Consider the following 20,587-nt stretch of genomic DNA (forward strand, 5'->3'; position numbering starts at 1 on the left):
TCCCTCCTCGCTGCGCTTTTCAGCGCTGCTCTTGGAGGTGAAGATGCCCTCAAAAAATTGACTGCGGTTTCCGCAATCCATTACTGCTTGGGCTTGCTATTTGGTTTTCAAAGACCGAGCCGCCTGTTGCGACTTTGTTGCTTGCCGGTTTATTTCGCCCGGCGGGTTGCAGCTTCTATTTCAGTTCGCAGTCAGCGTCAACTTCGCTTTTGCGTCCTGCGGGCTGCTTCGAAGTTCGTCGGCGCCGTCCAGTGACTTCCGCCGCTTCTTTTCGAAGGGGAGCGGCTTCTACTTCAGCGCCGCGCTCCCTGTCAACCGCTTGCTGTCAGCTTTTCCCACCGCTTTGCGTCCGTCGTGTTGCCTTCCGGACTGCTGCTTCCTCGGTGGGGCGCGGCTTCTATCTCTTCGCCGCGTTCGCTGTCAACTCGCTCGTTGACTGCCCTATTTCCTTGTCGGTGCTGCTCTCTCCACGAAGTGCCTTCCGCGCCAGTGCGCGGGCTTCGAGGTGAGGGGCGCGGCTTCTACCTCTTCGCCGCGTTCGGGATCAACAACCTTCGTCGATCCTTTTCTTCCCCCCTGAGGACTTTCCGAGGCCCGGGGGCCAGCGGTTCGTCGCGGGGGGTGCACTCTCTAACGCTTCGGGCCGATGACGTCAAACCCTTCGTTTGCGCCGGACCTGATCATTGGCGCTCCGACGAGAAGGGGCCTGAACGCCTGGCCGCTGGCCGGGCTGCTGGCCACTCCATCGGTCCGGGCACGACAAGGCCCCCGACCCGGTAAGAGGTCGGAGGCCCTTTCTCCCTACGGATGCCGCCTCAGCTCACGGCGTCGCGGGGTCGAACGTGGAGATGCTCCAGCCCATGCGCTCGTGGCCGAACTTGTTCCAGTCCGGGTTCTTGCCGTTGACGATCTGGGTGTCCGTGTAGGACGGCGCCCCGGAGCCGGAACCGGAGCCGGAGAAGATGTTCACGCTGATGGTGGAGCCCGTGTACGTCGGGTGCGTGTTGTCCGACTGGATGTAGTCGTAGCTGGTGCTGCTGTTCGCCAGGTGGCCGTTCGCGTCGCGCAACGTGCTGCGCAGGGTGACACTGATGCGCTGCACGTAGGCGTCCTCGGTCTCGCCGGCGCGGTAGGCGATGGCCGCGGAGTCCACCTGGCCGTCACCGTTGCGGTCGTAGTCGGAGGCCATCATCTCCGCGAAGGCGTCCGCGCACTTGAAGCCGTACTTCGCCGCCAGGTTACAGGCGCGCCAGTTGCTGCGCGCCAGCAGCGGCAGGAAGTACTGCTGCTTGTTCACCTTCTGGCCCGTCGCCGAGTCCGTGCAGGAGGTCAGCACGTTGTCCGCGTCATAGCCGGGGTAATAGATGTTGGAGATGACCTTCACCTTCGCGGTGGTCGCGTACTGGTTGATGGTCTGCATCGCCCGCTCCATGTACGTGGTGCAGGCCGTCAGCGCGTTCTGCAGGCCGCTGTAGTTGCACGTCCCCGTCTGGTCGGAGAACGCGCTGCGGGCCTGCAGGTAGTCGTTGCCGCACATCTCGAACATCACGACGCGCGTCCGGGAGTCCTGCATGTAGGAGCGCTCGTTGACGATCTTGTTGTTGTAGATGTCGTCCGCCTTCGCGCCGGACTTCGTGCGGCGGATGACCTCCACGTTGGTGCCCCACTTCTTCGCCGCGTACTCACCCTCCACCACCGGGGCCGCACGGCGCGCGACGCTGCCGATGCCGCCATTGTAGCCGGCGAAGATGGAGTCGCCGTAGGCCACCACCCGGTACGTCTGCGACGCCGAGCGGTTGATGGTCCACGACGTGTTCTGATTGATGGTGCTGGCCATCGCGGTGCCACCGAGGGTGGTGGCGGCGAGGACGGCGACGAGGGACAGCCCGCTGCGACGAACGGACATACCGGCTCCTGAAGAGGTAGGGGGTTCCCGCCCCGGCAATGGGGAGAGGCCGCGCACGGTACACGGGTTTGACTCTGGAATCACTCCTCAGACCTGAATTAACCCCGCACTATGTATTCCATGTTGAACACGAATTCCGCCACAGTGCGTCAGAGTGGCGCCGTCACGCGCCCTTTGCTGACGCGGCGCTTCCGGTTGACGCGTTGTTTCACGGTTAGAGTCCGACAATGAACCTCTCCGGGAGTGCTCGAGCGCTGGGCCAGTGGCTGCTGTTGGGCGCCATCGTGGGGGGCGTGTGCGGCGTGGCGTCCGCGGTGTTCCTGGCGCTGCTGGAAGAGGCCACGGAGTTCCGGCTGGCGCATGAGTCGCTGGTGTACGCGCTGCCCGTGGCGGGGCTTGTCCTGGGTGCGGTGTACGGCCGGTGGGGCGCGTCCATCCGGGGTGGCAACAACCTGGTGCTGGACACGGTGCACGCGGGCGACGCGGTGATTCCCCTTCGCATGGCGCCCATGGTGCTGCTGGGCACGGTGCTCACTCACCTGTTCGGCGGGAGCGCGGGACGAGAGGGCACCGCGGTGCAGATGGGTGCCAGTCTGGCGGACCAGATTGCCTGGCGCTTCCGCGTGCCTCCGGAGACCCGGCGCGAGCTGCTGGCGGCGGGCATCGCGGGCGGCTTCGGTTCGGTGTTCGGCACGCCGCTGGCGGGCACGGTGTTCGGGCTGGAGGTCGTGTGCGTGGGCCGGCTGGGCTACGAGGCGCTCCTGCCCGCGCTGACGGCCGCTGTCGTGGGCGACCTCGTGACTCGTGGGCTGGGCATCCATCACACCGCGTATCCGGTGCCCCAGGCGCTGGCGCTGACGTTACCCGTGCTGGGCAAGTGGCTGGTGTTCGCGGTGGGTATCGCGGGCGTGGCGGTGGCCTTCATCGAGGGCACACATGGATTGAAGCGGGTCCTGGAGCGCCGTGTGCCCTGGCTTCCCGTGCGCATGGCCCTGGGCGGCCTGGGGGTGGTGGGGCTTTGGAAGCTCGCGGGCACCAGCGACTACCTGGGACTGGGCGTGCCCGGCATCCTTCGCGCGTTCGAGGATGTGTCGCTGCCCTGGGGCGCGTTCGCATGGAAGCTCGCGTTCACGGTGGTGACGCTGGGCGCGGGGTTCCTGGGGGGTGAGGTGACTCCGCTGTTCTTCATTGGCGCGGCGCTGGGCAATGTCCTCGCTCGGCTGTTGGGGCTGCCGGTGGACCTGGGCGCGGCGGTGGGGATGGCGGCGCTGTTCGCGGCGGCGGCCAATACCCCGCTCGCGCTGTCCCTGATGGCGGTGGAGCTGGTGGGCGCCTCCGTGCTGCCCCACGTGGCCATCGTCGCCACGGTGGCGTACCTGCTCACCGGCCACCGGGGCATCTATCCGTCGCAGCGCATCGCCCGGAAGAAGCTGGGCGGACCTCTGCTGGACCGCGTCGTCGCGTTGCGCGACCTGCACGCGGCGCCCCGGAAGGAATCCGAGGCGCCTCGCTGAGCGGGCGCTACTTGCAGGTGAACGACCAGCGGCAGGTGCCGGAGGCGCACTCGCGATCGCTGGAGCAGGCCGCGCCCCGGCCTCGCTTGTTCACGCACTTGCCGGAGTTGAGCCCCCAGCCGCAGAACTGGTTCGCTCCGCAGTGCGAGTCGCTGTCGCAGAGGCAGCTTCCCGTGGGGTTCACGTAGCAGTCCGCGCTGCAGCGGTCGGTGGTGCACTCGCGGTCGGACTTGCACGTCTGCCCGTAGGCCTTGGAGCGCGGCGTGTAGCACCAGCCCACCGCGTTGAAGCAGCCTCCGCAGGCTCCGGAGAGGCACTGGCCGTCGCGGCTGCACGACGTGCCGTCCGTCTTGCGGTCCACGCAGTCGTTGTCGCCGGGGTTGCCCGGGATGTCGTTCTGGCAGTAGCGGGACGTGCCGCAGTCGCCGTCGTCATTGCAGACGCAGCGGCCGTCGAAGGTGGCGCAGAGCACGGAGGTGCACTGCTCGCTCTGGCACTCGTCGTCGAAGCGGCAGCCCTGGCCCAGCGTCTTGGAGTCCGGTGCGTAGGCCTTGCCGCAGACGGTGGGGTACGCCTGCTCGCGCTCATCCGGCGGCACCCACGGCGCGATGCCTCCCGTGTCGATGTCCAGCGCGGGGTCCGCCATGCTGCCGTTGCGCGCGGTGCTCGCGGTGCGCTCCCACATGCGGATGAACAGCTCCGACGAGCGGTCCAGCGGCGTGGTGTCCGCGCCCAGGTTGCGCATGTCCTGGAGCAGGTCCGGCAGGAGGCCCACGTGGGCCAGGCCCTGCTCGTCGAACGGCGTGCCCAGCCGGCCCGGTGCCTCCAGCTCCTGCTGGTGGGCCTGGGCGTCGGCTTCCGCCTGGAAGCCCGCGGAGCATGCTCCGTTGGGGCCGAAGCGGGGCCGCGTCTGCTGGATGAAGCCGTTGAAGTCCGCGCCGAAGGCCATGGGGACCTTGAGGCCCTGGCGGCCGTACTCGTAGGCCTGCGCGAAGGAGCGGCTGGAGCCCTGGCAGTCGTTGGCGATGTTCGCGGGCGTGTACGTGCGCGTCTCGTCGTGCGCGGTGCGCAGGCCGAACATGCCTCCCGTGCGGCGGAGCATCTGCACCACCCAGGCGGGCGTGGTCTTCTCGTGCTGGGCGAGCTTGCCGTTCATCACCTCGCGGAAGTGGCCGTGGCTGATGAAGAGCGGGTAGTAGCGGTTCGCCTGGGAGACGGCGTACGCGTCACGCACGCTCTTCTCCGACAGGTGCGCCAGGTCGATGAGCATGCCCTTGTCCATCATCGCCTGGAGGAGCTGCTGGCCGTCCGTGGTGAGGCCCTTCACGTTGCGGCACTGGGCATCCACGTCGAAGCCCAGCGTGAAGCCGGCGGCGGTGATTCCGCAGTCGGTGTCGATGTGGCAGTTCTCCAGGAACTGCGCGGCCTGGAAGATGGCGTTGTGCGGGGCCGCTCCGCCGAAGCGGTTGTCCAGCTGGTGCACGGGCTGAAGCGTGCGCACGCCCAGCGCATGGAAGCGGTTCAGCTCCGCGCGCCAGTCCTTGGCGCCGAAGAGCTTGCTGGTCTCGATGGAGAGGACCATGGCGAGCCTGCCCTGCGAGATGATCCGCCTTGCGTCCGCGGGCGACAGGGCGATCTCCACCCAGTCATTGGCCGCGTCGAAGGCGTGGGCCATCTGGAGCTGGACCTCCACGTCCATCATCTCGTCGCAGGCGCGCTTGCGGTTCTGCGGGGGCAGCGCTTCGCAGAGGAAGCCGTTGCTCACTGCGGACACCACCACCAGGGACATGCCTCCCTGGTGCGCTTGCTTGAGCCACCCTCCCCAGGACTGCTGGTGGGCGATGGTGTCCCAGCGGGGCCACTCCGTGCCGGGCTGGCGGCGGCCCATGTGCAGGCCGGTGTCCCCTTCTGTTCCTTCAATCTTCCCGAGGAACTCCGAGCCCACCGCTCCCGCGACTCCGAAGAGCTGGGACAGGATGGGGACTCCGCTCAGGTCCACGCCCCCAGAGTTGGGACACAGGTTGAGCAGGCCGCTCAGGTCCATGCGGACGCGGGCGTGGTCGCTCTCGGGCCAGCCTCCGTCACAGGTGTCGAGTGCGCCGTTGACGCCGCCGTGGAACCAGCCGCCTCCGAAGGCCTCCTCCGCGAACATGTGGTGGTGCAGCTCGGCGAAGCCCGGCACGTCCACGCCCTGCTTCTGGGTGGTGGGGCGTGGCGGGGGCTCCAGGTCCTCGGTGGGGGCACAGGAGAGAGAGGCCGCCAGCGTCAGCGCCAGGGGACTCCAGCGGAACCATGGGAGGGGACGGGACACGAACGCTCCGGGATGAGGGGAGCGTTCACATGCTTCAGCCCGGACGTCGCGTGCAAGACGCGGTGTCCCAGAGTGTGTTCAGTGCGCGGTCTGAGCCGTCAGATCTCTTCGCCTCAGCTCCGGGGTGGCCACCCGGAACTCCGCGGGCAGCATCCTCAGGATGCGTTCGCGGCGGTAACGGGCGCTGGTCAGGCGCTGCTCCAGGGCGGCCTTCTCGGCTCGGGTCGCCTTGTCGGGCGTCGCGGTGCGCTGGGTGAGGGCGGCCAACCTTCGCGAGACTTCTTCAATCTCGCGGTCGATGAGCACGGGTTGGATGTTCCGCTTCGACTTCGCCTTGCGGCCCTGGGCGTTGTTCTCAATCCAGACCGGCAACACGGAAACATCCGCCAGGGACACCGGGGCTCCGGACTCCGCTCGGGTCACTCCGACTCTCAGGAGCAGGGTGTCCCTCTTGTCTCCGTCCTTGCCCAGCTGCCCCTTCACGTGCCGGTAGAAGCGCGCCTGGTTCGCCACCAGGTTGCCCAATGAGTAGGCGATGAACCCCCGGCGCCCGGACTTCGTCGTGTAGGCCTCCAATGGCTGCAACACGTGCGGATGGTGGCCGATGACCGCGAAGGCTCCTGCTTCCAGGAAGGACTGCCCCAAGGCCCTGTCCAATGGGTGCGGCGTGTCCGCGTACTCGCGCCCCCAGTGCCCCATCACGAAGAGCGCGTCACACTTCGCTGCCGCTGCTCGCACCCGCTCCAGGGCCTCCTCCGGTTTCAGCCCCCTTCTCGAGGCGTGCTCCGGATAGGGCAGCAGCGCTACGTGCGGCGCGTCCGCTTCCTTCGGGTTGCTGAAGCCGTTCAGGCTCCTCGTGAAGGAGAGGAAGCCCAGCTTGATGCCTCGGACCTCCATGAACACCGGCTCCCAGGCCGCGTCCTTCGTGAGCCCCGTGCCCGTGTGGCGCAGCCCCGCCGCGTCCAGGTGTCGCAGCGTCTCCCTCAGGCCTTCCACGTGCTGATCCCTTGCGTGGTTGTTGCCCGTGGACACCACCTTCACTCCGGCGGTCACCAACGCCTGCACCATGGCTGGGGGCGCGTTGAAGACCAGCTCCTTCGTGAAGGCCTTGGTGTTGGCCGTGACCGGCGTCTCCAGGTTCACCACGCCTACGTCCGCCGTGCGCAGCACGTCCGACAGCGGGCCGAAGACGTGGTCCCAGCCTTCGTGGTTTCCACTGCGCGCGTGGGCCTTCGCCACCGACTTCACCTCGCCGTGCGGAATCACGTCTCCGCCAAAGACGAGCTCCACTCGCGCGGGCGCGGCCATCCCCCACAACGGGATGAACACCAGCAGGGCCCCCCACCCTCGCATCAGTCCTGCTCCCGCACTCCGATGAGCACTTCCCGGTTCCAGGGGTCCCGCCTCGTCGTCGCGGGACAGCCGGCCTCTCGCATCCATTCGAGCCAGTCGTCACGCCGGAACAGTCCGAAGCGGTGGCGCTCCTGCGACATGCTCACCGTCCCGTCCGCTTCTCTCAGCAGATAGGCGAACGCGGTCTCGAACGTCTCGTCGTCCGGATCCGGATCCCACGTCCACATGAGGTAGCGCATTCCCCGCCCGTCCGGCCCGTCGTGGCCTCCGGACTCGGTGAGGGGCTCGAAGGTCTCACGCACGCAGTCCGGCAACAGCACCACCCGGCCTCCCGGACGGCAGTGCGCCGCCGCCGTGTGGACCGTGGCTCGCGCGTCCTCGCGCTCCACCGCGTACATGATGGCGTCGTGCACCATCACCCGGTCGAACGTGCGCCCCAGCCGCAGCGTGCGCATGTCCCCCACGCGGTGCTCGCACTCCGGGTTCACCTTGCGGCTCACCGCCACCATCTCCGGCGAGCGGTCCGTCAGCGTCAACGTGAAGTGCTTCTTCAGGTGGAAGGCCAGGCTTCCTCCGCCCGAGCCCAACTCCAGCATCGTGCGCGCCGGGCCCTCCTCCGGGTGCAGCATGGGGAGCAGGTCTTCCGCCTCCTCCCCGTACTCCTCCGGTGGCGAGAACAACGGCCACCAGCCGGCAAGGTCGGTGTAGAGCTGGGGCTCCTCCACGGGAGGCGGGAGCACGGTGCGCAACGACGCCATGGATGACTTCCTCGGAGAAGGGGCACCGTTCTACCGCCCGGACAACCCGTGCGTCCATGAGGCCTAACGGACCTGGATGGCGTCCGCGACCACGTAGGTCCCCGCCGTCACCCAGCGGCTCAGCTGGACCTTGTTCCACCCCGCCGGGAAGCTCCACGTGCCGAGCGTGTTCCACCTTGCGCCGTTGACCGTCTGGTTCACCTTCACGTTCGCCAGCTGCGTGCCGGAGGCGTTCGTGACGATGAAGGGCGCGGCCGTGGAGCGGTCGCTCGCCGCCGTCCACCACGCGTCCACCGTCTTCGTTCCCGCCGCGGGCAGGTAGAACCAGAACGTCGCCGGCTCCGACACCGCCGCGCCCGGGGACACCAGGTAGCTGGAGCCGTAGTAGCCCGCCACGTTCGTGGAGGACGCCCAGCTGGTGCCCGTGAGCTGGATGTAGCCCTTGGACTGGTCGTTGTTCGCGTTGTTGCTGTCGATGACCAGCCCCGTCGACGAACCGCCGTCGGACGTCCACAGGTACGTCACGTCCACCCAGTCGTTGTCTGTCATGCCCAGGTCCAGCCAGAACGTCCCGTCCGCGAGGTCGATGCCCGCGGGGCTCCCCGGCCGGCGCCCGAACTGGTCCAACCCGCCGTTGAAGTTATCCTGGTACGCCGCCTGCGCCTCCGGCTTGCCCTGGGGCAGCGTCTTCCACATCTCGCGCACGCTGGACGGGTTCCAGTAGTCGTCCTTCGTGTTCCACGGGCCCGTGTCCCAGACGGACGTCGTCACGCACTTCGCCTTCTTCGAATAACAGACGCGGACCTGGTACTCGGAGCCTCCCTTGGACGCGAGCCCTCGCCGCGACGGCAGCGCCGCGAAGCGGTCGTTCGTCTTGATGACGTGGCCGTTCGCCGTGGTGCCGCCCACCAGGCCCTCACGGGTGGCGTAGACGCGGTAGGTCAGCGGCGCGAGCGTCTGGAGCGCCTCCTCCGTGCCGCCTTCGCGCCAGCCCTCCAGGCCCACCTCCTGGACCACCGGACCTCGGCCTCGCTCGTCCGCGATGAGCGCGAGGCGCACCTGCACCTCCGTGCCGGAACGGGGCAGACGCACGGCTTCGCCTTCGGTGGCGGTGCGCCACTCGCTCCAGGCTCCTCCGGGGGTTCTCACGCGCACGTCCACTTCGACGCCCTGCCCCAGGCCCACCGTCGCCTGGACCCGGGGACGGAAGGTGTCCACGGGCTGCTCGAGCGTGCGCGCCGGGAACTCGAAGAGGCCCGTGAGCCGGCTCAGGCCTTCGGGGCGGCGCATCACGGCGTTGGGTTCGTAGAGCAGCCCGTCTCGCGTGCCCACGAGCTCCGACGTGCCCGTTCCGGCGGAGAGGTTCTCCGTCCAGCGCTGCGCGCCGGGCTCCGCCGCCTCCACTCCTTCCGCGAAGACCGCGCCCAACATCACCGCCATCAGGGTGGACCGCCACGACGCGCGCATGCCTGGACTCCCGGGAAATGGACAAAAACGTTTAGACAGTTCAACGTTTAAATCCGTCTTTCCAGGTTCTCAAGAGCCAAGGCGTGAAACAGCGTTGGCTCAGTGCATCACGTCCCGTTGATGACGGAGCGGATCCACGGCGTGTAGGTGGCCACGTTGGTGAACACGGAGAACGTGTTGCACTGGCTGGAGCCGAAAGCGCTCACAATCCCATACAGCTTCCCGTTGAAGGCCAGGGGTCCGCCGTCGTCCTTCGTGCAGACGTTCGTGGTGACGCTCGGCGCCGTGCACAGCACCGCGCCGTTGACGTAGTCGCTTCCCACCAGGTCGCGGCAGGTGGCCGTGGAGGTGATGCTCAGGTTCACGCGCTTGAGCGCATCGGAGGTCGGCGCGTTCTGGGTGCGGCCCCAGCCGCTCGCGACGTACGGCACTCCCATGGGCGCGGGCGCGTCCGGCAGCGTCAGCGTCTGCACCGCCTGTGACAGGTTGAAGGGCTGGGCGAGTTGGAGGAGCGCGACGTCGTGGGACGACCCGTCGTAGGACGGGTGCATCACCTTGCGCGATACCGCTCGGTACTGCTCGTCCGCCTCCACCGCGCCCAGCCGCAGGTCTCCCGCGTAGACGCGCATGGACGCGGGCGTGACGCCCTGGACGCAGTGGGCGGCCGTCACCACCCAGCCGGCCCGGATGAGCGTGCCCCCGCAGGTGAACGCGCCCGTCACGTGGAGGCGCACCTGGTGGGGCAGCTCGTACCGGGCGGCGATGCCCCCTCCGATGATCTCCTGGGTCTGGACGCCGGGGACCGCCGACTCATCCAGCTCTCCACCACAGGCGAGGAGCCCCAATGCCATCAACGCGGACACGAAACGGGAGGTCTTCATGCGGTGAGACATGAAGGATTCACGCCTTCCCGTCAATCCAGCAAAAGCCGCAAAACAACAGGGGCCCCACCTGGAGGTGAGGCCCCTGGGAACGAGGACTACTGGGCGTTGAACACCAGGTCATCCACGTCGTTGTAGCTCCCGCCGGGGCAGGCGCCGCCGCCAGCGCCAAACCGGAAGACGCCGCGGATGACGCTCCGGGGACCCGCGTTGGCTGGCAGGGTGTATCGCTTCGTCAGCGAATGCGAGCCGGCGGCGGTGGCCGGCAGGGTGCCGATGAAGGTCCACACGGGGCTGTTGGCCTCCGGCGCGAAGTACAGGTCCAGGGCATCCGAGCTGTACCCGCTGTAGCCCCAGACGGTGGCGACGATGTCGACCGTCTTCGACGGACCGAGGCTGGTGCCGTCCACCGAGGTGACCTTGAGCCGGTCCAAGGACTCATCGCCGTGGTAGGTGCCGCTCGTGCCATCCGTGCAGGTGTCCACGGTGTTGGGTGCTCCGGGCTCGGGCCCCAGGGGGCCCCGGCCGTTGAGCAACGTGCCCGAGTCACAGGCCACGGTCGCGCCGAAGCACCGGGGGGCGCCCAGCACGCTGTCATACACGGCTCCAGCGGCCCCGTTGTTGACGGTCACCGTCACCTGCCCCGAGCCCATGTTTCCCGCCGTGTCGAAGGCCCGGGCAGACAGGGTGTGGGTGCCATTGGCGCTCGCCAACGTGTTCCACGTCACCGTGAACGGAGCCACCGCGTCCGTCGCGATGAGCGTCGTCCCGTCGTAGAACTCCACCCGCGCCACGCCGCTGTCGTCCGTCGCGGTGGCGGTGAGCGTGACGCCGCCGGACACCGTGGCGTTCGCGGCGGGAGCGGTGAAGGCCACGGTCGGCGCGGTGACGTCCGTGGACGGCGTCACCGCGAAGGTCAGGTCGTCATAGTCCGAGTAGTAATCGAACGGGTCGCAGGGGGACGGATTGTTGGAGTTACCCAGCGAGCGCGAGTGGGCCCGCACGGCCTGGATGCCCCCGGGCGGCAGCACGTAGGTCGCGGACACGGTGGTCAGGCCCCCCGCGGTGGGCGTCAACGTGGTGAGGTACGTCCACGAGGGGCTGCTGGCGGTCCCGGTGAAGTACAGGTCCACCCGGTCCACCCCGAAGCTGGAGTGGGCCCAGAGCGAGGCCTCGATGCGCGCCGACTGCCCCACCTGGAGCGGATTGCCGTCCAGGGACACCACGCGGATGCGCTCCAGCGACACATCGGACCGGTAGGTACCGAAGCTGCCGTCCGAGCAGGAGTTCTGGAGCGTGTTGGGAGCATGCGCCTCGGGACCCGTGATTCCCCGGCCGTTGAGCAGGCTGTTGGAGTCACAGGCGGACTCCGCGCTCACGCACCGGGGCGTCTTGTACGTGGCGTCATACAGCGCCACGCCTGTGTTGCTCACGGAGACGGTGACCGGGGAGCTGGTCCCCACGTTGCCCGCCGGGTCGTAGGCCTTGCTCGTCAACACATGGTTGCCATTGGCCACGGCTCCAGAGTCCCAGTTCACCACGTAGGGCGCGGCCGCCGTGGTCCCCACCAGCACGCCATCCACGAAGAGCTCCACGCGGGTGACGGCGCGGTCGTCCGACGCGTCCAGCGTCACGGCCACGATGCCCTGCACGGAAGCCCCTCCGACCGGAGTGGTGACGGCCGTGAGGGGCGCGACGAAGTCGTTGTCCAACGTGATGGAGACCGGGGTGCTGGTCGTGGTGTTGCGCGAGGAGTCGTGCGCCTTGCAGGTCAGGACGTGGGTGCCATTGGGCGTGGTCCCCGTGTTCCAGGTCAGCGCGTAGGGTGCCTTCGCCGCGCTGCCCAGCAGGACGTCATCCAGGTAGAACTCCACCAGCGTCACCCCCAGGTTGTCCGACGCGGTGGCGGTGAGCGTGACGGAGCCCCGCAGCGTGGCGCCGGCCGCCGGAGCGGTGAGCGCGGTGACGGGCGCCTCCAGGTCCTGGAGGCCCGGCTGGTAGAGCTCCGCGCTGTTCAGGGTCGACAGGGTCGTGCTGGGGGGAACCATGCCCCGGCCGGCCGCGATGAGCACCCGTCCATCCAGGAGCGCGACGGCCACATGGTTGTCCCGACGGGTGTTGAGCATGGCGCCTGGAGACCAGGTTCCGGTGGCCGGATCATAGAGTTCCGCGCTGGCCGCCCGCGCATCTCCCTGAAGCGCGCCCACGGCGAGGACCCGGCCATCCGGCAACCGGGTAGCGGTGAGGTCGCTTCGGGAGAGGGAGAGGGGGCCCGTGAGGCTCCAGGTCTTCGTCACGGGGTCGTACAACTCCACCGTGCTGGTGCCGCCTCCGACCACCAGGACGCGGCCGTCCGCGAGCAGGAGGTCGTCACCGTAGAGGTGGAAGTCGCCCAGGTCCCCGGCCGCGGTCCATGCCCCCGTCGCCGGGTCGTACAGCTCACTGCTCTTGTTGGGATAGCCCCCGACGACCAGGACCTTGCCGTCGGACAGGACGTGGGCCGAATGGTAGCGGCGGGGGGTCCCCATGGGCTGCAGGGTCTGCCAGGTGTCCCAGGCCGGGTTGTAGAGCAGCACCGAGGACAGCGTCCCGGACGCGTTGTTGGAGCCTCCCGTCACGAGCACATTGCCATTCGGGAGTACGGTGGCCGCATGGCGCTGACGCCCGGGGGACATGGAGGCCACACTGCTCCAGGTTCCCGTCGCGGGGTTGTAGAGTTCCGGGGTCGTGAGCGGGGTGTTCCAGGCGTCGTAGCCGCCCACGAGCATGGCCTTTCCCGATCCCAGGACGGAGAGGGTGCCGTCGATGTGGGGCTCCAGTGGGGAAGCCGTGGTGGCCCAGGTCCCGGTGGCCGGGTCGAACAGCTCGGAGCTCTTCGTATAGCTGCCGGAGCTCAGACCGCCCACCACCAGGACCTTCCCCGTCGCCAGTCGCACCGCCATCGGTGCGATGCGGGCCACCGCCATGGAGCCCGTGGTCACCCAGGCGGGATCCAGCACGGCGGGGTACTTCACGGCGGCCCCTTCCCAGGCCACGCGCACGTCGCAGCGGGAAGCGCCGGGTGCCGTCACGGGCCGCTCCCAGGGAGCCTCCGCGCGCGTGTCCACCGCGCAGCCCGCCACGGAGACAGTCGCCGGGCGCACCTGTCCCTCCGCGTCCACCACGTAGGGCGGCGCCATGCGCAGGCGCGGCGCGCCCGAGCCATCCAGGGCCTCCAGCACGTTGTCCACGAGCCGCAGGCCCGCCACGCCCCTGCCGGGCGTCAGCGTGTAATGGATTTCCGGTGAGGCCGGTGGCCGCTCGAAGCGCAGGTAGTCTTCCGTGCCCTCCGCCATGAAGCGGTGGAGCACGTCCGCGCCGTCCTCGTGCGCCTCCGGATAGACGACGTAGCCGTCCACCACCTGTGCTCGCGCGGGGCTCGCGCCCTGGAGTTCCACCTCCAGGGACAGGCCGGAGCCTTCGTCCTCCAGCCGGAAGGCCCGGTGCGCCGCGTCCGGCAGCGTCACGCGGGCAGGACGCGCGGTCGTCCTCTCCGAGGCGGGGCGGGCCAGAATGCCTCGAAGCCCTTCCGCCACCCGCTCCACCCGCTCCACGCCGCCGGGCGGGAGCAGGGGCCGGGAGGAGGCCGGCTCACCGGCCTTCGCCGGGATGACCATCGTGCGGGAGCGCAGGTCCTCCACCACCGAGACGGCCGAGGTCTCCGTCACCGGGTCGTTCGAGCACCCCTGCAGCAAGGCGCAAGCGTTCGCGAGCAGCACGAGCGTGCCGCGTCGATTCCATGGGTTCATCAATCAATTCCTGTCGGGGATTCGGGTGCCGCGACGGCTGGCCCCAAAGCCAGGCGTCGCGAACCTAACGTTCATACCCAGAAACCCTGACACGCCTCGCCTCACACAAGCCCTGGAGCCCGCGTGACCCAGGGAATGAAACGAAGCGATTCACGGCGGGTGCGGTTCAACACAGACACCATCGGACCGCACCCGGCGGACTACTTCGTGCCGAAGAGGCGGTCGCCCGCGTCGCCCAGGCCGGGCAGGATGTAGCCGTGTGAGTCCAGCTTCTCGTCGATGGCGGCGGTGAAGACCCGCACGTCGGGGTGGTGCTCGCGCAGGTTCGTCAGGCCCTCCGGACACGCGAGCAGACACACGAAGCGCAAGGAGCCCGGGCGGCTTCGCTTCACTCGCTGGAGCGCCGCCACCGCGGAGTTGCCCGTCGCGAGCATGGGGTCGCAGACGATGACGTCGCGGTCCTCCAGGTTGGCGGGCACGCGGTAGTAGTACTCCACGGCTCCCAGCGACTCCGGGTCGCGGTACAGGCCGATGTGGCCCACTCGCGCGGAGGGGACGAGTTGCAGCAGGCCGTCCAGGATGCCCTGCCCCGCTCTCAGGATGGGCACCAGCACCAGCTTCTTTCCGTCCAGCGCCCAGCCCGTGGTGCGCGCCATGGGCGTTTCAATCTCCTCCTCGCGCAGCTTCAGGTCTCGCAGCGCCTCGTACCCGAGCAGGAGGGAGATCTCCTCCAGCAGCGCCCGGAAGGACGCCGTGCTCGTGTCCGTCCTGCGCATCACCGTCAGCTTGTGCTTCACCAGCGGGTGATCCACCACCGTGCAGTTCGGGAAGTCCATGCGTCCTCCTCCTGGATTTGTGTTTCAGAACACCGTGCCGTCACTGCGGATGCGGATGGGCGGTACGCCTCCGGGGCGCAGCTCCGCCGCCACCCGGCGCCCCGCCGTCCACGTGCCGCCCTGGAGCACCTTCGCCAGCGGCAGCTCCTCCGCGCTCAACTCCAGACGCCCTCGCACCAGCGCGGCCACCCGGTCCAGGAGCGCCACCGTCAGCGCCCGCCACTCCACGATGGGCGGATCACCCGGGCCGTAGACCTCCGTCGCCATGCGCGGGTCTTGCGGCACCAGCACTCCCAGGTCCACGAAGAGGCCGCCGTTGCGGTACTCCGGCAGGCCGGTGAGCGCGTCCAGCTCCGTCACCGTCACGCCGGCTTCCGCCAGTGGCTCCACCAGCGAGTACGCCAGCCACTGGGACAACTTGTGGAAGGGCACCAGCGCGTCCGCGCTCCCTGGCGGCCCGAGCGCCGGATGCGGCCACACGTCTCCCAGGTTCACGCCGTCCACCGTCGTGCGACCCGGCCAGATGGGGCCCAGTACCTCCAGCACCGTGCCCAGGACCTCCGCCGCCCGCACGCTGCGGCGGTGCGCGGCCAGCATGTCGAACAGCGTCCCTGGCCTGGGCAGCACGCGCGACAGCGCCTGCATGAGGTGCAGCCGCCCCTCCACTCCCAGGAGCGGATTGGATTCCGTCACCTGGAAGCCGCGCTCCAATTGCTCGCGCGTCATGCGGCCCAGCGCCTCCGCGTCCGCGCGCAGCGGCCGGTCTGGATCCGACGAGAAGCCTCCCGCCATGAACATGCGCAGCGACGCCACCGCCAGGCCCTCCGAGCGCACGTAGGACGCGCCTCCGGGCTCCTGGTAGCGCCATGCGGGTCCGCTGCCCGCGTCCAGCAGCACGCTCACCACGCCCAGGTCCACCTTCGCCCTGGCCCGCTCCTCCGGCGGCAGCGGGGCCAGCTTCGCCTCCAGTTGCGCGAGCCTGGGCACGCCTCCCGCGTCGAAGTGCCTCCAGCGGCTGTGCACCGGGATGTCCAGCCGGGGGTACGCCTCGTGCGTCACCGCCAGCACCCGGTCCACCACCGTGGGCAGCCGGGACGGCTCCACCCGGAAGTACTCCAGCCGGCCGGCGAGCCCCAGGTCCAACACCTGGTGACAGCGCTCGCGGATGGCCGCCGGGCTGCGCAGCCACGCCACCGTGGGGGACACCTCCTGCACCCGGATCGCGTCAAGCATCGAGGTCCCGTCCCTTCACCTGCGCCAGCTCCCCCGCGTCCGCCACCGGCCCGCGCGTGAAGTAGCCCGCGGCCTTCTTCGCCTCCATCTCCACCTTCGCGTCGGCGGGGATGAGCCCGTCCGGGATGGGCACACGCTCGAGGATCTCGATGCCCGAGCGCACGATGGCGTCGTGCTTCATGTCGCTCATGGAGATGAAGCGGTGGATGCGCGTGATGCCCAGCCAGTGCAGCACGTCCGGCATCAGCTCCTGGAAGCGCATGTCCTGCACGCCCGCCACGCACTCCGTGCGGTGGAAGTACGTGGCCGCGGAGTCTCCGCCCTCCTGGCGCTTGCGTGCATTGTAGACGAGGAACTTGGTCACCTCGCCCAGCGCGCGGCCCTCCTTGCGGTGGTAGACGATGAGCCCCACCCCGCCCTGCTGCGCCATCCGCACGCACTCCTCGATGCCGTGCACCAGGTAGGGCCGGCAGGTGCAGATGTCGCTGCCGAAGACGTCCGAGCCGTTGCACTCGTCATGCACCCGCGCCGCGAGCGGCACGTCCCGGTCCGCGAGCGAGTTGATGTTTCCAAACACGTACAGCGACAGCCCACCGATGGGCGGCAGGAAGACGTGCAGGTCCGGGCGGGTGATGAGCTCCGGGTACATGCCTCCGGTGTGCTCGAAGAGGCCCCGGCGCAGCGCTCCCTCCGTGAGCCCGAAGCGCTCGGCGATGCCGGGCAGGTACCAGACGGGCTCCACCGCGGCCTTCACGACCTTCACATCGCCATTCGCCGCGACCAGGTCGCCGTCCACCTTCAGGCGCCCGGCGGCCATGGCCTCGCGCACCTCCGGCATGTTGATGTGGGCCCGGGTGACGGCGATGGTGGGCCGGTAGTCCACGCCCTGCTCGGCGTAGGCCCGGAACACCTGCGAGGCCACCGCGCCCCAGGGATCCAGCGACACGATGCGCTTGGGGTCGCTCCACGCCGGATGCGGGCCCACCTGGGCTGCCGGCGAGGTGTTGGTCAGGTCCGCTTTGTGGTCCTGCGGCAGCTTGCCCGCGGACACCGCCAACGCTCGATAGATGGAGTACGCGCCCGAGTGCGTGCCGATGACGTTCCGGTTCGCGGGGTCGGAGAGCGTGGCCACCACCGGGCCCCGGCGCAGCGGCTCCGACTCGCCCCAGCGCAGGGGGACTCCGGGGGCCTGGCCATCGGGATGGGACGTGAGACGGATGTGATTGACCGGCTTCTTGTCAGCCATGGGTGCACCCTCCTCGCGGGGCGCGTGGGAAAAGACAGATGTCTGGGAATGGGCGAAGCAGCGACGTCAACTCATCCAGGAGCCGTCGGTGCGCGCGGACCACTTGCGCGTCACCTTCTTGAGCTGGCTCCAGAAGTCGAGGCCCGACGGTCCCGTGATGTCCCCGTGGCCGAACTTCGATTCTCCCGTGCCGCCGAAGGAGAAGGGCTCGCGCGGCACCGGCACGCCCACGTTCACGCCCACCATGCCGGCCCTGGCGCCCTCCACCACCGTCTGCGCTACCGCGCCGTTCGTGGTGAAGATGGACGCCGCGTTGCCGTAGGGCGACGCGTTCTCCACCGCGAGCGCCGCCGACAGCGTGGGCACGCGCACGATGGACAGCACCGGTCCGAACAGCTCGCGCCGCGCGGCCTCCATGTCCGGGCGCACGTTGTCCAACACCGTGGGCCCCAGCCAGTGACCGTTCGCGTAGGCCTCGCCCGCGGGCCGCTTGCCTCGCCCGTCCAGGAGCACTCGCGCCCCGTCCGACTGGGCCTGGGCGATGGCCGTCTCCAGCCGGTCCACCGAGCCCCGGTCGATGAGCGCTCCCATGCCCGGGCCGACCTCCAGGCGCGAGGCTCGCCGGAGGATGTCGTCCACCAGCGGCTGCACGTCTCCCACCGCGAGCATCACGCTGGCCGCCATGCAGCGCTGGCCCGCGCAGCCGGTGAACGAGTCCACCACCGCCTGCGGCGTGAGCTCCGGGTCCGCGTCCGGCACGACGATGAGGTGGTTCTTCGCGCCGCCCAGCGCCAGCACGCGCTTGCCGTGGCGGCTGCCCTCCACGTAGACGTGCCTCGCGACCGGGGACGAGCCCACGAAGGCCAGGGCCTTCACGTCCGGGTGCTCCAGCAGCGCGTCCACCGCGGGCTTTGCTCCATGCACCACGGAGAAGACGCCGGGCGGATAGCCCGCCTCCACCATCAGCTCGCCCATGGCGGTCGCGGTGAGCGGGACCTTCTCCGACGGCTTGAGGATGAAGGCGTTGCCCACCGTGACGGCGATGGGGAACAGCCACAGGGGCACCATCGCCGGGAAGTTGAACGGCGTGATGCCGGCGACGACGCCCAGGGGCTCACGCCGGTATTCGCAGGTGACGCCCCGGCTCACCTCCAGGTGCGCGCCGCTGTCCAGGTTCTGCAGCGACAGGGCGAAATCACAGACCTCCATTCCCTTGAGCAGGCCCGCGCGGCCCTCCGCCACCGTCTTGCCGGATTCGCTCGCGGCCAGGTGCGCAAGCCTTTCCAGGTGCGTCTCCAGGAGCGTGCGAAAGCGTTGCAGGAATTGGGTGCGCTCGCGCAGCGGAGTGGCGCGCCAGCCTTGCGCGGCGGCCTTCGCGGCCTCCACGGCCTGGGCGACACCCGAGGCGGGCGTCAGCGGCACCCGGCCGATGAGCGCGCCAGTGTAGGGACTGCGAACATCCTGCGCGGACGCCCCGGCCGGAGAGACCCACTCTCCGCCCACGAGGTTGCGACAAGAGACCACGCTCTCGGGTAACCGAACAAAGGACACGCGCACCCCCCCGGTGTTGCGTGACGAATGGGCGGCAAGGATAGACGCAAACCCGGAAGCCAGGGCAAGGCGGGGAGCGTCACCGTGTCCTCGCCTGATCGGAAGCGATGGATCTCCCCATGTTGCTGTGTCGCAAACCCGACCGATGCACGCGGAGGGGCTTGCCTCCACACGGGTGCGCGAACGTGCGCGCCGCGCTTCGTCAGGCCTGGGAGAGCATCCGCTGGTGCCGCTCCGACAGGGTGGTGGTGTCCGTGAGGGTGCGCAGCTCCGCGATGGCGGTGGCGTCCTCGGTGTCCGGGTTGAGGCCGAGCGAGATGGCCTCCAGGTACAGCTCCAGCGACAGCAGGAAGCGCGAGTCGGCGGTGAGGGGGTCGCCCTGCTCGCGCATCAGCTCGCCGTCCTCGCGCACCAGCTTCGCGAGCATCCGCACGCGCGCGGCGGTGCCGAGCAGGCGCGAGGTGGACTCGGCGTCCGCGAGGACGAGCGCGCCGTACTCCATGCCCAGCACGGTGAGGGAGGTGTCGCGGATGAGGGCGCGTGCGTCCCCGTACCGCTTCTCATTCCGGGCCTTGAGGATGCTGGCGATGGCGGCGACGAACTGCTCGATGGCGCGCTCGATGAAGTCCTTGCGGAGGGACATGGGCCTCACAGGGTAAGCCCGACTCGGGGCGTCCGCACGTTTCCCGCCCTGAGGGCATCCTCCTGTCACATGAAACCCAGGGGGTTTCTTGGTTTCAGTGCCCTGGCGTGAGGGGGAAGTGTCCGGCGGACGCACTCCCGGTCGTTCGAGGCGCCAGGCCTCGTTCCTGCCTGGGGTGCACGGCGGCATGGCGTGCCCCTGACAAACTGTCGCGGGCCTCGACGGCGCGGCTCCGCCCCCCACGAGGAATTTCCAGGACATCCAGACGGCACGGCGATTGCCAATCCCTTCCATCCAAAGGAGTCAGGCCATGCCCCTGTCCATGATGAAGTCTGGGATTCGCGCCGCCATGCTGCTGTCTGTCTGCCTTGCCGGGAGGACTGTCTGGAGTGAAGAGGTCCAGCTCACCGTCCAGGACGTGCCCCAGCCGCTCGCCGCCGCGGTGAAGCAGCTGGAGACCCGCGAGGGCTGGGGCATCACCTATGAGGAGCCGCCCGGCAGGCCCGCGCCGAAGGGCTCCATCACCCTGACCTATGACGTCACGGACGCCACCCGGACGGATGCCAGGCTCCAGGAGGAGGTCCTCACGCGGCTGCTCGCACAGCAGGCCGGGAAGGAGGCCCCGCGCTTCCGGTTGGTGCGGGCGGGAGGGCTCTGGCACGTCACGCCCGAGCAGGGCTCTCCGTTGGAGACCCCCATCACCCTGGCCCGTCAGGAGCGCCCCTTGGGAGAGCTGCTCCGGCTTCTGTGCGCGGAGGTCTCGAAGCAGAGCGGGACGCGGGTCGAGCTGGGGAGTACGACCGGACTCCGGTTGGAGACTCGGGTCACCTTGGAAGCCGTGACCCGGGAGCCCGCTCGGGCCGTGCTGGCGCGGCTGCTGAACAGCTCTCGGCAGCGCACGGCGTGGACCCTGCGGACGCAGGGCGCGGAGCGGAAGTACGTCCTTTCTGCCCACCGGATCTTCCGGCTCACGGGCGGTGCGCCGGGGCCGGCTCCATCGAAGTGACCCACCCGTGACCTTTGGATGAGGAGGGCTTCCGGCGGGACTGAACGACCAGACCCAAGGTCCGGTTCCGTATCCCGTTCGAGCGCGGATCCAC

At 69.1% G+C, this 20,587-nt stretch carries 15 protein-coding genes; 3 read left to right on the forward strand and 12 right to left on the reverse strand.

Going from position 1 to position 20,587, the window contains the following annotated elements; translation table 11 throughout:
- The coding region (locus tag D7V80_RS42685; RefSeq protein WP_233585249.1) for a hypothetical protein at nt 1-255 on the forward strand (255 nt) is incomplete at its 5' end.
- 565 nt (nt 256-820) lie between these two features.
- On the opposite strand, the gene D7V80_RS10485 is transcribed toward D7V80_RS42685, so the two are convergent.
- The gene (locus tag D7V80_RS10485; RefSeq protein ID WP_120588016.1) at nt 821-1,906 is read right to left on the reverse strand and encodes an SGNH/GDSL hydrolase family protein; all 1,086 of its coding nucleotides are present in this window, start codon (nt 1,904-1,906) and stop codon (nt 821-823) included.
- Nucleotides 1,907-2,133: 227 nt separating this feature from the next.
- Between D7V80_RS10485 and D7V80_RS10490 the strand changes: the two genes are divergently transcribed.
- Nucleotides 2,134-3,420: a chloride channel protein gene (locus D7V80_RS10490; RefSeq protein WP_120588017.1), complete on the forward strand. Its 1,287-nt coding sequence runs from the start codon at nt 2,134-2,136 to the stop codon at nt 3,418-3,420.
- A 7-nt stretch (nt 3,421-3,427) separates the two neighbouring features.
- Here D7V80_RS10490 and D7V80_RS10495 read toward each other — a convergent pair whose 3' ends face one another.
- The 11 genes from D7V80_RS10495 to D7V80_RS10545 all read right to left on the reverse strand — a co-directional run bounded on the left by D7V80_RS10495 (nt 3,428) and on the right by D7V80_RS10545 (nt 19,487).
- Nucleotides 3,428-5,731: a membrane dipeptidase gene (locus tag D7V80_RS10495; protein WP_120588018.1), complete on the reverse strand. Its 2,304-nt coding sequence runs from the start codon at nt 5,729-5,731 to the stop codon at nt 3,428-3,430.
- Nucleotides 5,732-5,809: 78 nt separating this feature from the next.
- Nucleotides 5,810-7,084 (reverse strand): CapA family protein, encoded by a 1,275-nt coding sequence (locus D7V80_RS10500; protein ID WP_120588019.1) that lies wholly within the window; start codon nt 7,082-7,084, stop codon nt 5,810-5,812.
- The gene (locus tag D7V80_RS10505; RefSeq protein ID WP_014392962.1) at nt 7,084-7,842 is read right to left on the reverse strand and encodes a trans-aconitate 2-methyltransferase; all 759 of its coding nucleotides are present in this window, start codon (nt 7,840-7,842) and stop codon (nt 7,084-7,086) included. The genes D7V80_RS10500 and D7V80_RS10505 overlap by 1 nt, the downstream gene beginning before the upstream one ends.
- Nucleotides 7,843-7,905: 63 nt before the next feature.
- A complete protein-coding gene (locus D7V80_RS10510; RefSeq protein WP_120588020.1) occupies nt 7,906-9,309 on the reverse strand; it encodes a hypothetical protein in 1,404 nt (467 codons plus the stop codon).
- A 107-nt stretch (nt 9,310-9,416) separates the two neighbouring features.
- On the reverse strand, nt 9,417-10,190 hold the full coding sequence (locus D7V80_RS10515; RefSeq protein ID WP_158616589.1) for a trypsin-like serine protease: 774 nt from the start codon (nt 10,188-10,190) through the stop codon (nt 9,417-9,419).
- Nucleotides 10,191-10,288: 98 nt separating this feature from the next.
- On the reverse strand, nt 10,289-13,978 hold the full coding sequence (locus D7V80_RS10520) for an Ig-like domain-containing protein (protein WP_120588022.1): 3,690 nt from the start codon (nt 13,976-13,978) through the stop codon (nt 10,289-10,291).
- Between the two features lie 200 nt (nt 13,979-14,178).
- A complete protein-coding gene (gene upp, locus D7V80_RS10525; protein WP_120588023.1) occupies nt 14,179-14,814 on the reverse strand; it encodes a uracil phosphoribosyltransferase in 636 nt (211 codons plus the stop codon).
- A 24-nt stretch (nt 14,815-14,838) separates the two neighbouring features.
- Entirely contained in the window at nt 14,839-16,047 is a 1,209-nt protein-coding gene (locus D7V80_RS10530; protein WP_120588024.1) for a URC4/urg3 family protein, read from the reverse strand.
- Complete coding sequence (locus D7V80_RS10535; RefSeq protein ID WP_014392957.1) at nt 16,040-17,293, reverse strand: GTP cyclohydrolase II; 1,254 nt, start codon at nt 17,291-17,293, stop codon at nt 16,040-16,042. The genes D7V80_RS10530 and D7V80_RS10535 overlap by 8 nt, the downstream gene beginning before the upstream one ends.
- 66 nt (nt 17,294-17,359) lie before the next feature.
- The gene (gene mmsA / locus D7V80_RS10540; protein WP_120588053.1) at nt 17,360-18,844 is read right to left on the reverse strand and encodes a CoA-acylating methylmalonate-semialdehyde dehydrogenase; all 1,485 of its coding nucleotides are present in this window, start codon (nt 18,842-18,844) and stop codon (nt 17,360-17,362) included.
- 202 nt (nt 18,845-19,046) lie between these two features.
- Nucleotides 19,047-19,487, reverse strand: a complete 441-nt coding sequence (locus tag D7V80_RS10545) for a hypothetical protein (protein WP_120588025.1) — start codon at nt 19,485-19,487, stop codon at nt 19,047-19,049.
- Between the two features lie 310 nt (nt 19,488-19,797).
- On the opposite strand from D7V80_RS10545, the gene D7V80_RS10550 reads away from it, so the two are divergent.
- Complete coding sequence (locus tag D7V80_RS10550) at nt 19,798-20,493, forward strand: hypothetical protein (RefSeq protein WP_120588026.1); 696 nt, start codon at nt 19,798-19,800, stop codon at nt 20,491-20,493.
- The last annotated feature ends 94 nt before the right edge of the window (nt 20,494-20,587 follow it).

This window comes from Corallococcus sp. CA054B (assembly GCF_003611625.1).
Taxonomy (GTDB): domain Bacteria; phylum Myxococcota; class Myxococcia; order Myxococcales; family Myxococcaceae; genus Corallococcus; species Corallococcus coralloides.

Bases quoted from the DNA above. Each gene is read 5' to 3' on its own strand.
- D7V80_RS10485 (WP_120588016.1), bottom strand. From the start codon at position 1,906: ATGTCCGTTCGTCGCAGCGGGCTGTCCCTCGTCGCCGTCCTCGCCGCC.
- D7V80_RS10490 (WP_120588017.1), top strand. From the start codon at position 2,134: ATGAACCTCTCCGGGAGTGCTCGAGCGCTGGGCCAGTGGCTGCTGTTG.
- D7V80_RS10500 (WP_120588019.1), bottom strand. From the start codon at position 7,084: ATGCGAGGGTGGGGGGCCCTGCTGGTGTTCATCCCGTTGTGGGGGATG.
- D7V80_RS10505 (WP_014392962.1), bottom strand. From the start codon at position 7,842: ATGGCGTCGTTGCGCACCGTGCTCCCGCCTCCCGTGGAGGAGCCCCAG.
- D7V80_RS10510 (WP_120588020.1), bottom strand. From the start codon at position 9,309: ATGCGCGCGTCGTGGCGGTCCACCCTGATGGCGGTGATGTTGGGCGCG.
- D7V80_RS10515 (WP_158616589.1), bottom strand. From the start codon at position 10,190: ATGAAGACCTCCCGTTTCGTGTCCGCGTTGATGGCATTGGGGCTCCTC.
- D7V80_RS10520 (WP_120588022.1), bottom strand. From the start codon at position 13,978: ATGAACCCATGGAATCGACGCGGCACGCTCGTGCTGCTCGCGAACGCT.
- upp (WP_120588023.1), bottom strand. From the start codon at position 14,814: ATGGACTTCCCGAACTGCACGGTGGTGGATCACCCGCTGGTGAAGCAC.
- D7V80_RS10530 (WP_120588024.1), bottom strand. From the start codon at position 16,047: ATGCTTGACGCGATCCGGGTGCAGGAGGTGTCCCCCACGGTGGCGTGG.
- D7V80_RS10535 (WP_014392957.1), bottom strand. From the start codon at position 17,293: ATGGCTGACAAGAAGCCGGTCAATCACATCCGTCTCACGTCCCATCCC.
- D7V80_RS10545 (WP_120588025.1), bottom strand. From the start codon at position 19,487: ATGTCCCTCCGCAAGGACTTCATCGAGCGCGCCATCGAGCAGTTCGTC.
- D7V80_RS10550 (WP_120588026.1), top strand. From the start codon at position 19,798: ATGCCCCTGTCCATGATGAAGTCTGGGATTCGCGCCGCCATGCTGCTG.